Annotated in this window: 12 protein-coding genes; 6 read left to right on the top strand and 6 right to left on the bottom strand. The window is 51.1% G+C overall.

Going from position 1 to position 14,741, the window contains the following annotated elements; all coding sequences use genetic code 11:
- Positions 1 to 72: 72 nt before the first annotated feature.
- The 6 genes from C8E01_RS16270 to C8E01_RS16245 form a co-directional block, all read right to left on the bottom strand.
- Positions 73 to 1,002, bottom strand: coding sequence for a bifunctional riboflavin kinase/FAD synthetase (locus C8E01_RS16270; protein ID WP_116544526.1), 930 nt, complete (start codon positions 1,000 to 1,002; stop codon positions 73 to 75).
- Positions 986 to 1,681 (bottom strand): tRNA pseudouridine(55) synthase TruB, encoded by a 696-nt coding sequence (gene truB / locus C8E01_RS16265; protein ID WP_116544525.1) that lies wholly within the window; start codon positions 1,679 to 1,681, stop codon positions 986 to 988. The genes C8E01_RS16270 and truB overlap by 17 nt, the downstream gene beginning before the upstream one ends.
- Position 1,682: 1 nt before the next feature.
- Positions 1,683 to 2,516: an undecaprenyl-diphosphate phosphatase gene (locus C8E01_RS16260; RefSeq protein ID WP_116544524.1), complete on the bottom strand. Its 834-nt coding sequence runs from the start codon at positions 2,514 to 2,516 to the stop codon at positions 1,683 to 1,685.
- Between the two features lie 4 nt (positions 2,517 to 2,520).
- Positions 2,521 to 2,748: a DUF3098 domain-containing protein gene (locus C8E01_RS16255; protein ID WP_116544523.1), complete on the bottom strand. Its 228-nt coding sequence runs from the start codon at positions 2,746 to 2,748 to the stop codon at positions 2,521 to 2,523.
- A gap of 1 nt (position 2,749) precedes the next feature.
- The gene (locus C8E01_RS16250) at positions 2,750 to 3,649 is read right to left on the bottom strand and encodes a cell division protein FtsX (RefSeq protein ID WP_116544522.1); all 900 of its coding nucleotides are present in this window, start codon (positions 3,647 to 3,649) and stop codon (positions 2,750 to 2,752) included.
- Positions 3,650 to 3,741: 92 nt separating this feature from the next.
- Positions 3,742 to 8,322 carry a translocation/assembly module TamB domain-containing protein gene (locus C8E01_RS16245; protein ID WP_262509647.1) on the bottom strand — a complete coding sequence of 1,527 codons (4,581 nt, stop codon included), beginning with the start codon at positions 8,320 to 8,322 and terminating at the stop codon, positions 3,742 to 3,744.
- Between the two features lie 3 nt (positions 8,323 to 8,325).
- Here C8E01_RS16245 and tsaD point away from each other — a divergent pair, with 3 nt between their 5' ends.
- From tsaD to rpsA, 6 genes are all read left to right on the top strand, one after another.
- Entirely contained in the window at positions 8,326 to 9,333 is a 1,008-nt protein-coding gene (tsaD, locus tag C8E01_RS16240) for a tRNA (adenosine(37)-N6)-threonylcarbamoyltransferase complex transferase subunit TsaD (protein WP_116544520.1), read from the top strand.
- Between the two features lie 229 nt (positions 9,334 to 9,562).
- Entirely contained in the window at positions 9,563 to 9,955 is a 393-nt protein-coding gene (locus tag C8E01_RS16235; protein ID WP_116544519.1) for a thioesterase family protein, read from the top strand.
- Position 9,956: 1 nt separating this feature from the next.
- Positions 9,957 to 10,430 carry an SsrA-binding protein SmpB gene (gene smpB / locus C8E01_RS16230; protein WP_116544518.1) on the top strand — a complete coding sequence of 158 codons (474 nt, stop codon included), beginning with the start codon at positions 9,957 to 9,959 and terminating at the stop codon, positions 10,428 to 10,430.
- A gap of 204 nt (positions 10,431 to 10,634) precedes the next feature.
- Positions 10,635 to 11,411 (top strand): C40 family peptidase, encoded by a 777-nt coding sequence (locus tag C8E01_RS16225; protein ID WP_243409638.1) that lies wholly within the window; start codon positions 10,635 to 10,637, stop codon positions 11,409 to 11,411.
- Positions 11,412 to 11,494: 83 nt separating this feature from the next.
- Entirely contained in the window at positions 11,495 to 12,001 is a 507-nt protein-coding gene (locus C8E01_RS16220; RefSeq protein WP_116544516.1) for an HNH endonuclease, read from the top strand.
- A 541-nt stretch (positions 12,002 to 12,542) separates the two neighbouring features.
- Positions 12,543 to 14,429 (top strand): 30S ribosomal protein S1, encoded by a 1,887-nt coding sequence (rpsA, locus tag C8E01_RS16215; RefSeq protein ID WP_116544515.1) that lies wholly within the window; start codon positions 12,543 to 12,545, stop codon positions 14,427 to 14,429.
- The last annotated feature ends 312 nt before the right edge of the window (positions 14,430 to 14,741 follow it).

Raw genomic sequence — 14,741 nt, 5'->3', positions numbered from 1 at the left:
AGAAAAAAAGCCATATACAAAGTATGGCTTTTCGATTTTGGGTGAAATGGGAATTGTGTAAGGTGAAATACCTTATGAGGCTAATGTACGTACTGCTGCTTCCTTATCTTTCGACAACTGCGCCTGTAAAGCACCCAGTCCGTCGAACTTTTTTTCCTCACGCAGCATTTCTACAAACTCTACTGTTAAGGAGTGACCGTAAAGGTCGCCTTGGTAGTTGATCAGGTGCACTTCCAAGGTAAGGTGGCTGCCATCTACAGTCGGGCGTACGCCAATGTTCATCATGCCGGGCAGGCGCTGTCCGTTGTGCCTGACCCAAACGGCATACACGCCATGGGCAGGTATAAGCTTGTGCGGAGTGGGTAAAGCGAGGTTAGCAGTTGGGTAACCAATGGTGCGTCCCAGTTTGTTGCCTTCCACCACAGTAGAAGTCAGACTGTAGGTATGGCCCAGGTAACGATTGGCCGTGGGTATATCACCCGACTCGATCGCCTTCCGTATTTTGGTAGAGCTAACGCCAATGTCGTCCACATCCTGACGCGGAATCTCTTCTACTTCAAAGCCATATTGCGCTGAGCGGGCTTTCAGGTGTTCAAAGCTGCCTTCCCGGTTCTTGCCGAAACGGTGGTCATAGCCAATTACGAGTACTTTGGTATGGATCGCCTTCACCAGCACGTCTTCTATAAAGGTGCGGGAACTCAGGCGGGAAAATTTTTTCGTGAACGGAATGATCAATAGGTAATCGATGCCGAAGCTGCGCAACTGCTCAACGCGCTCCTCGATAGTGGAGAGCAGTTTGAGCTCGTTATCTTCCGGGAAGAGAACAAGGCGGGGATGGGGCCAGTAGGTGATGACCACGCTCTGACCGCTCGACTGGCGGGCACGCTCCTTCACCCGCTGCAGGATCTTCTGATGCCCGACATGCACACCATCGAATGTGCCGCTGGTCACCACCGGGAAACTCAGTTTTGGAAAATCAGCTATATCACGAATTACTTCCATTCGCTTCGAGTTGGGCTCTTCTGATCTGCTGTATGTCTTCTATGGTGAGGGCGTCCTCCAACTTATACTCTCCGATCCGGGTACGAACGAGCGCCGAAAGGTGTGCGCCTACCCCAAGCTTCTGCCCGAGGTCATGGGCCAGGCTGCGGATGTAGGTGCCTTTGCTGCAAATTACTTTAAAGGAAATTACAGCTCCTTCGATGTTTGTAATCTCAAATGCCTTGATGGTAACGGAGCGTGGTTTCATCTCAGCCTCCTTGCCTTTTCGGGCCAGGTCATAGGCGCGCTTGCCGTCTATCATCACCGCCGAGTAAATAGGAGGGATCTGCTCAATGGTGCCTACAAAGCTATTGGCAGCTGCCTGTATATCTTCCGGGCTAAGGTGACTGATGTCTTTGCTTTCGCTTACGGGCGTCTCCAAATCGTAGGAAGGCGTTGTCTGGCCCAGGGTGATGGTGCCGGTATACTCCTTTTCCTGTGCCTGTATCTCGTCGATGCGCTTGGTGAACTTGCCGGTGCACAGGATTAGCAGTCCTGAGGCAAGGGGATCGAGTGTGCCGGCGTGACCGATCTTCTTAACCCGAAGTGTATTACGCACTTTCTTTACCACGTCAAATGACGTCCAGGTAAGCGGCTTATTGAGGAGCAGGATCTCGCCCGCTTCAAAGTTGTAGTTCATTTTATACTCTTAAATCAACGCCCATAGCCAGCAGTGCCAGCAAGGCTATACCTAACGCTATGCGGTAATATCCAAACATCTTGAAGCCATACTTGGTCAGGAAGTTGATAAAGAACCTGATCGCGATCATCGCCACAATAAACGCGACCACGTTACCGATCAGCAACAGTTTAAGGTCATCGCCTGTGATCACGTCGAAGCTGTTCCTGATTTTTACGAGATCGAAGGTGACGATGTCTGATATTTCCAGTTTCAGCAGGTCTTTGACCAGCTTGTACGAAGCGGCGGCCAGCATCGTGGGCACTGCCAGGAAAAAGGAGAATTCAGCAGCTGCCTTTCGGTTAATGCCCTGTGTCAGACCACCAATGATAGAGGCCGCCGACCGTGACACCCCCGGAATCATGGCGATGCACTGGAAGAAGCCGATGACCAAAGCATTCTTGTAGGTGATCTTGTTTTCCTGGGCATGCGCAAACCACTTGTCCACGAATAAGAGGACAACGCCCCCGAGCACCAGCATAACAGCCGTAATGAGCACACTCTCCAGCATGGCGTCGATCACATCGTTGAGCAGAAAGCCGATGACTGCTGCAGGTATAAAAGCGAACATCAGCTTCTGGTAAAACTCAAAACTGTTGATAAAGCGCTTCCAATACAGCACCACGACTGATAAAATAGCCCCAAACTGTATGTTCACGGCAAAAATTTTGGTGATGGGTAGCTCGTTGATGCCCATCAGGGCCGAAGCGATGATCATATGACCTGTAGAGGATACAGGCAAAAATTCGGTAAGTCCTTCAACTATGGCTAGTATAATAGCCTGCCATTCACTCATCTAACTAATCTTTTGTGTTTTCGTGTGTTCTATCTTTTACCATGATCGCAAAGAGCTCGATCACAAAACCGGCCATAACCACAATCGGGCCCAATGTGATGCCCATAAAGCCCAGTCCGTACTCTTTGTTATCGAGCGTCATGATGATAAAACCTACGGCCAGCACGGCAATGCCTACCAGCATCAGGATGTAGTTCTTTCTGCCAAAGGCAAGCTTATTCTTATTTTCCATTTTAATATAGTTCGTCAAGTGAAAGGCGCAGGTACTTGCGTACGGCACGGTATGAACTCAGGAAACCGATCACGGCACCCAGTACGATGAGGGCGATCATGAGCATGTACATCTGCTCTTCGTCTTTGAGCAGGCTCAGCTCCGTAATCTCACGGTAGGCATACTGCATGAGCGCAAAAAGCAGCACAGAGGCCACAATGCCACTAATAATCCCCTGAAAAGCAGCACGGTTCAGGAAAGGCCGCTGTATAAAGAACGACGTGGCCCCAACCAGCTGCATGCTCCGGATCAGGAAACGCTGGGAGTACAACGCAAGTTTGATGGTATTGTTGATCAGAATAATGACCACCAGCACCAGTATACCCGCAAAGGCAAGCAGCAGGATGCTGATCTTCTGAATGTTGCTGTTTATCGATTCGATCAGACTTTCGACATACTGCACTTCGTACACGCCCTCAATCCCCTCGATGTCGTTTTTTATACCTTTGAGTTGGGCAGAACTGGAGCTCTCGGCGTTGATCCGGAGCACGTAAGTGTCACGTAGAGGATTATCACCCAGAAAGGCCGTAAAGTCCTCGCCCGTTTCTTCTAAGAACGCCTTGGCACCTTCTTCCTTTGAAAGGAACCGCACCTGGGCCGTGTCGCCTTTGTAGGCCACGTACTCTTTCGCGGCCAGTGTCTTTTGCAGACGATCCAGCTGCACCTGTGTCAGGTTGCGATCCAGGTATACCTGCATCTCAATGCTTTCTTTCACGATATCCGACAGCTTGCCGGCGTGGATCAGCAGCATGCCAAAAAGGCCGATCACAAACAAAGCCAGGGAAATGGAGAATACCACCATGGCATGCGGGTAATTACCGAGCTTCTTCTTCTTAACTGTCTTGGGGGTAGTTGTTGCCATACGATACGCTTCCGTGCAAAAATAGAAATATTATTTAAATATGAGGTGCTTCCGGCGAGCTAATGCAAAAAGCCCGGCTGCTGTTCCGGGCTTTAAAGATTCATGCGGGGGTCAGAGTCGAGGATGATCGGGGTTTCCTGCTGCTCCCGTCGACGGTCGCGCCGGCCTTCCCGATCCCGGCCAAAGAGCTCTCTCAGATTATCGAACCGCTTGGTGTGTAGCAAGCTCAGGCGCTGTGTGTTCGAAACACGGGTGCGGTAGTTTTCAGGCAGGGTGTTATACTCCAGTCGGGCTCTCAACTCGCCGCTTTGGGTGATGTAGTACTCTATTGACCAGTTGCCCTGGTAGGAGCTTCGGTTGGTGCCACCTGCTTGTTCTGACTGAGCAGCAGATGCGCCTATACCTGTCTGGCTGCTCACCCGCAGACGACCCTGGAAGAAGGTATAGCTCAGTCGCAACTGTAAAGTGGAGAGCGCATCCTGGCTCACATCGCCCAGACCGATATCTACCTCCAGGTTGCTGTCGATTGAATTAAGCAGACCGCTCAGTTGCCCTGTCAGCAAGCTGCCCAGACTGCCGCCCACCGCCGATACGCCCGCGTTGTCAAAAGATGCGAACATGCCGATAGGGGAAAGTCTGCGCAATACGAGCAAACTGAATACCTGTCTGTTCAATTCATTTTCATCGTTGCGGATAGCCATTATGATCGGGTCTAGCTGGAGGCGGGCGTTAGCGGGCATGCTCTCGAAGTCCAGGCCCAGCTGAATTTCAGGAGTCAGGATTGGTCCTTTCAGGTCAACGATAGCCGTTACCGGGTATCGGCCCTGTGGTGCAGAAGTTAAATCGCTCTGGCTTCGGCTGCTCATGATGTCAGCCAGCGATGCGCTTTGGGTATAGGTAGCGCGCAGGTCCATCATGCCCTCCAGCGGGTCGCCGTTCCAGGACAGCGTACCGCCTGGCGTTACCCGGAATTCGCGTGACACCACGCCTTCCAGCAGGTTTAGGTTATAAGCGCCATTGGCAATCTCAAAGTTGCCATACATGTTAAACTCACCGCGGGTATCGATGGTCATCTGGATCTGTCCGCTACCCGAGCCCCGGATCACGTCACCCGTTTGCCGGTCGATGATGATCTCAAAATAGGCGTCGTCGGTTACATCCAGGTTGAAATTCATGTTGATGCCAGACAAATCAACCCGTTGCTCTTCCACCGCCACCGCCACACCGGTTGAGTCGCTTACGTTGCGGTTTACAAAGCGTATAAAGTCCTTGCGGGCCAGATCCGTCTGGTTGTCGAGCGGCACCACAATGCGTGTGTTGGCATCGCTGCGGGCCTTCACGTCTATTTTGAGATTCTCTACCGGCCCTAGCACACTGGCCGTGCCAGTGCCAAAGGCTGTGCCGTAGTAAAGCTCGTTCTGCTCGTAGGTTGTGTTCAGGATCATCAGGTTCCGGAAGCGGGCGTTCAGGTCAAGCACCATGTTCTGGAAACCATCGTGGGCAATTCCGCCTGTTACATAGCCTATATTGCCATAGAGGTCACGCAGTTGCGCATTACGGAAACTGATACTGTTGGCTCCGAAGTATATGCGGTCGGCGAAGCGGTAGGTGGTGCCAAGGTAGTCGAAGCGGAACTGCCCGCCTGTCACCATCACCGATCCGGTCAGCACTGGTGCCGATAGCCTGCCGAGCACCCGGATGCGGCCTTCCATGGTCCCCTCCAGTTCTGACATGATCGGTTTCAGGATCGGCTCCACGATCTTAAGCTGGGTTTCATCCAGAACGGCCAGCATGTCCAGCTGCTCTTCCTCGGCGCGGGGGTAGTAGTTGCCGGTTAGCGTGAGAACCTTTTTATTGTTCCGGTCTATGTCTACATCCACCACCATTTGCTGCTGGGCGTTTATCCAATTCCCTTTGCCGTGTATGTTGCCGATCAGTACATTGTCCAGGTAAAAGGAGTCAACACGCATGCCGGCGTTCAGGATGGCGTTATTATAAATGTCCTGTGCCGTCAGTTCGGCATTAAGCGTTCCCCGGATCTGCTCCGGCATGAGCGGATTGAGATTGCGCAGGTCGAAGTTCTGGATGCTGGCAAGCAAGGTACTGCCGGGATCTTGCCCGATGGCACCGTCTACCCGGATGACCTGGTTCTGGTTAGAGAGGATCAACTCTTCGAAGTCCAGCCGCTTGCCGCTTTCGCTGATGTAGATCATGCTGCCGGGCTGAAATGCCCAGGGCGTTTCGCGGAGTGTAATGTTCGATCGGCCAAACACCACTTGCAGCCGGTCTTGCAGGAAGTTTACATCGCCAACCACGGTTGCCTGGTTGTTATAGGCGGGCTGCAGCAGGTTGGTGTAGAATCCGATGGTGCGTTCGCTCCAGATCGCTTCCAGCAGCAGACGCTCTGTTTCTCCAACAGAGGGAAGTAGCTGCTTATCTGAAGTAAATTGGGCACTGGCCAGTACATCGGGTCTGTTCTGAAGCTTGGAGGTGCTTAGTTCTATGTCGTTGGCGTAGAGGGAGACGTCATTGTATAAGATGGTATCAATACGTGCATAAGACGTCAGGATGACCGTGTTGCCATGCCGGAAGGTGCCTTCCAGCTTGGAGAAGTCAGAAATGGTGAGCTCCGGCACAAACAGCTGGAGCAGCGGATTGACCCGTCGCAGGTATAGGTCGTAGTCAAGATTATATTCGGGGCGGGTATCGGGACGCTTCCGTCTGTAGTAAGCTGCCGTGGCGGCATCGTTGCTCTCAAAATTCAATTTATACTCCTCCACCAGCTGTTTCAGATCGTCGATCAGGGCAGAATAGGTAAAGTCGCCGCTCACCCGCAGGGCCAGCGGTGTGGAACGAAGGGTCAGGCTGCGGATGCCCTCACCAATATAGGACTGCACCCGAATGGTGTCCAGCGCAACGCGTTGACCTTCGTAAGTAACGGAGGCACTGTCAAAAAAGGCGGTGCCCTCAAAATCATCCAGCCGCAGGCCACGAAAGTTGAGGTCTGCATTGGCCTGCACGATAACAGACTTATCCGTCATGCGCAGGGCTTTCAGATCGGCTTTCCTCAGATCAGCTCGCAGGTTAAAGGCCTGGTTGTTGTTTGCCAGGTTAACTTCGCCATTGGCTGTAAAGGCAAGATTAGGGTCAGCTATGGAAAAGCGACCTTCGTAACGCTGACCTCTGAAAGTGCCATCGGTGCGTATGTTGCGGTAATTGTAGTCGAGCAGGTGGAGCTGGGCAATGTCGGCGTTGATCTGCAGGCGGGCATCCTTGAGCGTAAATCCGGAGCCGACCACACTACCGTCCATGGTGATCGTTTTAATGACATCGGGCTCACCGATCAGACGCCCCACGTGAAAGTTCTGGGTTTTAAGGCGACCACGGTAAGAGGAGGTTTTGTTCGCCCGGTTGATCTTCATGTTAATATCCGACTGCACATTGCCTAGTGCGGTGACAAAACTACCATTGGCTACGAAGTCGTTGTAAAAGCCCAGGAAGCGCCCGTCAATTTTCACAGTGCCCAGTCGGGAGGCGATGGCATAGGCATCGGCAGGTAGAAACTGTTTGATATCCTCGGCATTTAAAGTCGAGGGCCGCAGGCGGATGTTGGCGAAGGTCTCGCCCCAGTTAGGCAGCCCGTCTACGTTCATAGTGCCTACAATGTGTGTGTTTTGCCCGTACTTAATATCCAGGTTAGTTGCCAGGAACTCCGCCACGCGACCTTCTACCTCGGCAGAGGCGATATAGGCATTCTCGTCATATTCCCGGAGAGGGGGGGCAAACAGGGCGATGTCGCGGGAATAGAGCTGCGAGTCTTTGATCCGGCCGGTGACGGTCACACTATCCATGAAGTTGGAGAAGTCGCCGAAACGGTTATAATCAAAGCGAATGTACTCCTGCACGTTACTGTCGTTTACCCGCAGGTCGAGCTCGTCCCACTCCCAAAAGGTGGGGGCGTAGGTCATCAGCACATCGAGGTTGTGCAGGCGTATACCGGACAGACGTTCGCGGGCAGTCAGGTCCGATACCCGCACCTGGAGCGTATCGCCGGGCTCGAACTCGGTGAAGCGTGCCGAGATGCTGTCGATGGCCATGTGAAAATAATCGATGCCGTAGTCGGCACGCGGACGGTTGAAGTCGTCGTAGGTAAAGGCGCCGTTTTGGATGAACAGCTCATCGATCGAAAACTCAAAAGGCTGCGAGGCTTTGGTGGTATCCTTGGTGATCAGGTTGCCTAAAGAGGTGAGGAAAGTGGAGAGGTTGAGGGAGTCGGTGCCCTCGTATAGCACCAGGTTGGCCCGCGGCTCCTGCAACTCCAGGGTAGAAATGCCCAGTGTGTTTGGCTGGAAGATCGAAAACAGGCTGACATCAGCTTCAGCCCGGCCCACGTAAAACAGTTCTTCGCCGCGGTAGTCGAGCACCTTTACCTGTTCCAGGATCACATTACTGAAGAACTCAATGTCAACCCGACCGATGGTCACCTCGTGGTCGATGGTGCGGGAAATGTACTCGGCTGCTTTCTGGGCTACCCTGGTTTGCACGCCCGGGTAGCGGATGGCCACAAAAACAACCGCAAATGCCACCAAAAGCATTAGGATTAGGGCCAATACTATTTTTAGAATGGCTTTTCCTATAACTTTGAAGAGATTTATGGACTGTTCTTTTTCCAAAAGATGACCGAACCTACAATATTAGCGATTGAATCTTCGTGCGACGAAACGTCTGCTGCGGTTATACGTGGCGGCAAGGTTTTGTCGAATGTTATTGCTACTCAGGCCGTTCATGAAAAATATGGCGGCGTTGTGCCGGAGCTTGCTTCGAGAGCACACCAACAAAACATCATCCCGGTGGTGGCACAGGCCTTGAGTGTAGCAAATGTAAACAAATCTGACTTAAATGCAGTGGCTTTTACCCGCGGCCCTGGCTTGCTGGGCGCCCTGCTGGTCGGCAGTTCTTTTGCCAAGTCTTTTGCGCTGGGGCTCAACATCCCGCTTATCGACGTCAACCACATGCAGGCGCACATCCTGGCCCACTTTATCGATGACCCTAAGCCCAACTTCCCCTTCCTGTGCCTGACCGTGAGCGGTGGCCATACCCAGATCGTGCTCGTAAAAGACCACCTGGACATGGAAATTATCGGGCAGACGACGGATGATGCTGTTGGGGAGGCCTTCGACAAGACGGCCAAAATGCTCGGTCTGCCATACCCAGGCGGCCCTATGCTCGACAAGACGGCGGCCCAGGGCAACCCGAAGGCGTTTCCGTTTCCGGTTGGCAACATGCCTGGTTACGACTTTTCGTTCAGCGGCATCAAGACCTCGGTGCTCTACTTCCTAAAAGATAAAACGAAAGATAACCCCAACTTCGTACAGGAGAACCTGGCTGATATCTGTGCCAGCGTGCAGTATACCCTGATCAAGACACTGCTCAAGAAAGTGGTGCAGGCGGCCAAAGACCTGGGTATAAAAGAAGTGGCCATTGCCGGTGGTGTTTCCGCCAATTCCGGTCTCCGCCAGGCCCTGCAGGATTACGCCAAAAAGTACGATTGGAACGTCTACATCCCTGCCTTTCAGTATTGCACCGATAATGCAGGTATGATCGCTATAACAGCTCATTACCAATACCTTAAAGGCGACTTCGCTGACCAGTACGTTAGCCCGGAACCCAGGATGAAGTTTTGATTATTGAGTGATTGAGTGTTGGAGTGATGGAGTGAGTGAGTTAAAAGGTATAATTTGTAGGGACAGGTCGCGACCTGTCCGAACCGCGCACGAGCTATACCTGTACAAATTCAGTACTGCTATACCTGATAGAATCGTTCACGAACAACAACCAATAATTCAACCATTTAACAATTTAACCATTCACTCCATCACTAACTCGCTCATTCACTCAATCAATCAATCCAAAATGAAACACCCCTTCCAAATCGGCGACACACAGGTATACCGCAAAACAGTAACAGCGGCGGACTTTGCCCGTTTTGACGATGGACTGGTGCACGCGGTTTGCTCTACCTTTTCGCTGGCGCAGGCAGCTGAGTGGGCGGGTCGTTTGTTTGTGCTGGAGATGAAAGAAGAGGATGAAGAGGGTATAGGTACTTTTCTGAATATCAATCATAAAAGCCCGGCGTTTGAGAATGAAGTGGTTGAGATAATCGCTCATCTGAAATCGCAGGAAGGTAACAGCGTAATTTGTAGCTTTGAGGCACGGGTGGGAGAGAGACTGGTGGCAGACGGGGAGACGGGGCAGAAAATTTTAAAGAAAGACAAACTGGCCAGGGTGCTGGCCCCAACAAAATAGCATGACGAAAGCAAAAGATAAAGAGAGAATCAAGAAGCACGTCAACATCCAGAACCGCAGGGCTTCATTTGAGTACCAGTTCCTGGACAAGTATACGGCAGGCATCATGCTCAAAGGCACTGAGATCAAATCGATCCGGGAAGGCCAGGTAAACCTGCAGGACGGCTACTGTGTGCTCCACAATGGCGAGCTATACCTGCACAACGTACACATCTCTACCTACACCGAGGGCACGCACTACAACCACGAACCCATGCGGGTACGCAAGCTCCTTGTGAACAAGAGTGAACTCCGGAAACTGGAGAAGGGCGTGCAGGAGCAAGGCGTCACCATGATCCCCACCCGGATGTTCATCAGTGAGCGTGGCTTTGCTAAAGTAGAGGTTGCACTGGCACGCGGTAAGAAGCTGCATGACAAGCGCGAAGACATCAAAGCAAAGGACATAAAACGCGAGCTGGACAGAAGCGGTTTTTAAGGAATTGAGTGATGGAGTGGTTGAGTGATTGGTTAAATAGTTGATGGTTGTTTGGGCATAAATACTTGTGCACAATTGAACAGGCTGTGATCTGTCCCTACATCAATACCCTTTTAATTTACATATTCACTTAATCACTCAGTCGCCCCATCACTAGATCAAAACTCACTCAATCACAAACACACTCATTCACTCAATAAAAAAATGGACTACGGAATATGCATGCTCAGTCTGGTGCCGATGCGCGCTGAGCCCTCTGACAAAGCAGAAATGGTAACGCAGGTGCTTTTTGGGGAGTGCCTGGAAGTGCGTAGCAGGCAAGGGAACTGGGTGCAGGTAAAGCTGGCTTCTGACGGCTATACCGGCTGGATCGACTACAAGCAGTACGTACCTGTGGCAACAAGTTACTACCAGGAGTGGACGGCTGCCCAGCACCCGCGGGCGCTGGATATCGTGCAAGTGGTGAGCAATGCCGATATGCGCATACCGGTAGGTATAGGGGCCTATCTGCCATTCTTTGATGGCATGAGCCTGCGCATCGACGGGCAAACTTACCAGTACAGCGGTCGTGCCACAAACCCTGCGGTGCCGGTTACAGCGGCCCAACTGGCCAAATTGGCTCAGGGCTTCCTGAAAGCGCCTTATCTGTGGGGAGGCAAATCCATGTTTGGGATCGATTGCTCGGGCTTTACACAGCAGGTATACGGCCTTTGCGGCTACCAATTGCCCCGCGACGCCAGTCAGCAGGTGGCGGTGGGGGACGAGGTGCACTTTGCCACACAGACCCAACCCGGGGATCTGGCCTATTTTGCCAACGACGAAGGTCGTATTACCCACGTAGGCATTATGCTGGAAGGGCAGCAGATCATGCACGCCCATGGCGAGATCCGCATCGACACGCTAGACCACAATGGTATCTACAATGCCGAGCGCAAGCGCTATTCCCACAACCTCCGCATTATTAAGCGTATTTTTTCCTGATTCTCAGCGTTTTTCTTTGAACATAGGCTATAACGAGTTGGTTAATTCTCGTAAAAGCTATAGCATAAGTTCAAAGCAAAGCCATGAGAGACAAAGTGCTGATATTAAACCAGGACTTCAGCGCCATCGCCGTCTGCACGGTGACCAGGGCCTTTTTGCTCGTATACCTCGAAAAAGCAGAGCTCATTTCTAAAGCCAACGGCGCTGTTCTGCGCACGATCAGCACTTCTTATCCTGTTCCATCAGTCATCCGGCTGCAGCGCTACGTCAAAGTGCCTTACTACGGTATAGCCCTCAGCAGGCACAATGTGCTGCGGCGCGATAACTTCCTCTGTCAGTACTGTGGCACGAACCGCAACCTCACCCTGGATCATCTGCTGCCCCGGTCAAGAGGAGGAGAGACCAGTTGGCAAAACATTGTCACGGCCTGCTCCAGGTGCAATTCCCGCAAAGGCGACCGAACGCCTGAAGAAGCTGGTCTTAAACTACATCGACACCCCTCTCGTCCATCCCTCTACACCTTCCTGCAACAGCACCTGAACGACGCCAATGAGGACTGGAATACTTACCTAAATGTATCCAAAAAGTAGTAATATATAGTTGCTAATATATTTAGTTGGTAGCTGATAAGTGTTTAAGGTTCAGGATATGGTTAATGTGAACATACACTATAAGTTTAATGATTAGAATTGTGCTTGTAGCTCTGCCTGCTCAACGTGCTTTTTTTCTGATCAGGTATACCAGCCGTCTGTTTTAATTCCTCTCTATACCTTCTAAGGCGAACGTAGTCAACCGGCTCATGCCTACTTTGTCCAGAAATGCATATCTTGGTTTCGTTAAATTAGGAGGGGGAAGTAGTCCGGCCGCTGAGAGAACGTATAGCTATACCTGCTGCTCTTGTTAGTGGGGTTTTGGGGCTCGCCAGAGGTATGTATCCTCTTAATCAGGCACTTATACCTTGTAAATCTTTTGCGAAATCTCTACTATATACTAGCATACTTTTAAAGTATTTATTACTTTTGCCCCTTCATTCGAGTGAATGGCCCCGGCAACGTGTTCGGGGAAATGTAAAACCAAACCAAACCGGCCTATTGCTCTAAGTCGGTGGCTTCTTCAGAGCAGTAAAACATTATGAGTAATTCTCCAGACAATTTTGATTGGGACAAGTTTGAGACCCAGGGTTTCGGTGGCGGCTACAGCAAAGACGAGCGCGCTGAAATGGAAAAAATGTATGACGACACCCTGACTACTGTACAGGAGCAGGAGGTTGTTAAAGGAATCGTGGTAGGCATCACTGAGCGTGACGTGATCCTGAACATCGGTTTCAAGTCTGACGGCCTGGTGCCGGTTTCTGAATTCAGAGACCTGCCTGAGCTGAAAGTTGGCGACGAGGTTGAGGTGTTCATCGAAGACCAGGAAGACCCGAACGGCCAGCTGATCCTTTCCCGCAAGAAAGCGAAGATCGTTAGCGCTTGGGCGAAGATCTATGACGCGCTTGAGAACGACAATGTTCTGGAAGGTGTAGTGAAGAGAAGAACCAAAGGTGGTCTGATCATGGACCTCTACGGTGTTGAAGCCTTCTTGCCAGGTTCTCAGATCGACGTGAAGCCGATCCGTGACTTCGACGTGTTCGTTGGTAAGAAGATGGAAGTGAAAGTTGTGAAAATCAACGCCGCTTTCGACAACGTGGTAGTTTCTCACAAAGTATTGATCGAGAAAGATCTGGAGCAGCAGCGTGCAGCCATCCTGAACAACCTGGAAAAAGGTCAGGTGCTGGAAGGCGTTATCAAGAACATGACAAACTTCGGTGTGTTCATCGACCTTGGTGGCGTAGACGGTCTGCTTCACATCACAGATATCTCTTGGGGACGTATTAACCACCCAGAGGAAGTATTGAACCTTGACCAGAAGGTGAACGTGGTAGTACTTGACTTCGATGATGACAAGAAGCGTATTTCTCTTGGCATGAAGCAGCTTACTCCGCACCCATGGGATGCTCTGCCAGCTGATATGGAAGTTGGTACAAGAGTAAAAGGCAAGATCGTTAACGTGGCTGATTACGGCGCATTCCTTGAGCTGATGCCAGGCGTTGAAGGTCTGATCCACGTTTCTGAAATGTCATGGTCACAGCACCTGCGCAACCCACAAGACTTCATTAAGCAAGGCGACGAGGTTGAGGCAGTTGTATTGACGCTTGACCGCGAAGAGCGCAAAATGTCTCTGGGCATTAAGCAGCTTACTGAAGATCCATGGACGAAAGAAGACGTTATCACGAAATATGCAGTTGGCACAAAGCACACTGGCGTAGTTCGTAACCTGACTAACTTCGGTCTGTTCCTGGAGCTGGAAGAAGGTGTTGACGGTCTGGTACACGTATCTGACCTGTCCTGGACGAAGAAGATCAAGCACCCATCTGAGTTCGTGAAAGTTGGTGAAAACCTTGACGTAGTTGTTCTGGAGCTTGACGTAGCTAACAGAAGACTTGCTCTTGGTCACAAGCAGCTGGAGGAGAACCCTTGGGATACGTTCGAGTCTGTATTCAACATCGGTTCTGTGCACAAAGCTACAGTGCTTGAGAAGTCAGACAGAGGCGCTACGCTGGAGTTGCCATACGGCATCGAAGGATTCACTTTCCCGAAAGGTCTTGCGAAAGAAGACGGTTCTCAGGTAGAGGCTGGCGAAACGCTTGACTTCCGTGTAACTGAATTCTCTAAAGACGACCGTAAGATCATCCTTTCGCACACGGCTACTTACTCTGAGGCTGACAACGCTCGCATCGCGAAAGCGACGAAGAAAGCTGCTCCAGCTGCCGCTGGTGAGAAGAAAGAGAAAGCTCCAAAAGTTCAGAAAGAAGTAGAGAACAAGTCTACTCTTGGTGACCTGGATGCCCTTTCTGCTCTGAAAGAGAAGATGCTGGACAACGAGAAAGAAGCTGGCGTGAAGAAATTGGAAGCTGCTGCCGCTAAGAAGGCAAAAGATTCTGACGAAGCGTCTGCTGAAGAAGAGAACAACGCTTAGTACTAAGCTTGTCCTATAACAGAAAGGCCCCGGAGCAATCCGGGGCCTTTTTTTGTTTTTGGAGTAGTTTCTTATGTGCTCAAAAGTTAATATCTTGTTATGTATATACTGCAGCAAAGCTGCATATTAGTTATGCGCTATACCTGTGGAAAGGTCGATATAAAAAGAATCCCTACATAGTGCAGATAGTAGGAGTAGGTACTCCTACTAGCAGGTAGTTGACCGTGATTGTAAATTTACAGATTTTAAAAGTGGCGTGTCTTTCAGGCTTTTTTAGGGCTGGAGGGCATCAAAGGCCACTAAAGCGGGCAA

The organism is Pontibacter virosus (assembly GCF_003096355.1).
GTDB classification, from domain to species: Bacteria; Bacteroidota; Bacteroidia; order Cytophagales; family Hymenobacteraceae; genus Pontibacter; species Pontibacter virosus.
Note: the sequence above shows the minus strand (reverse complement) of the source record. Positions and strands in the feature narration are given on the sequence as shown.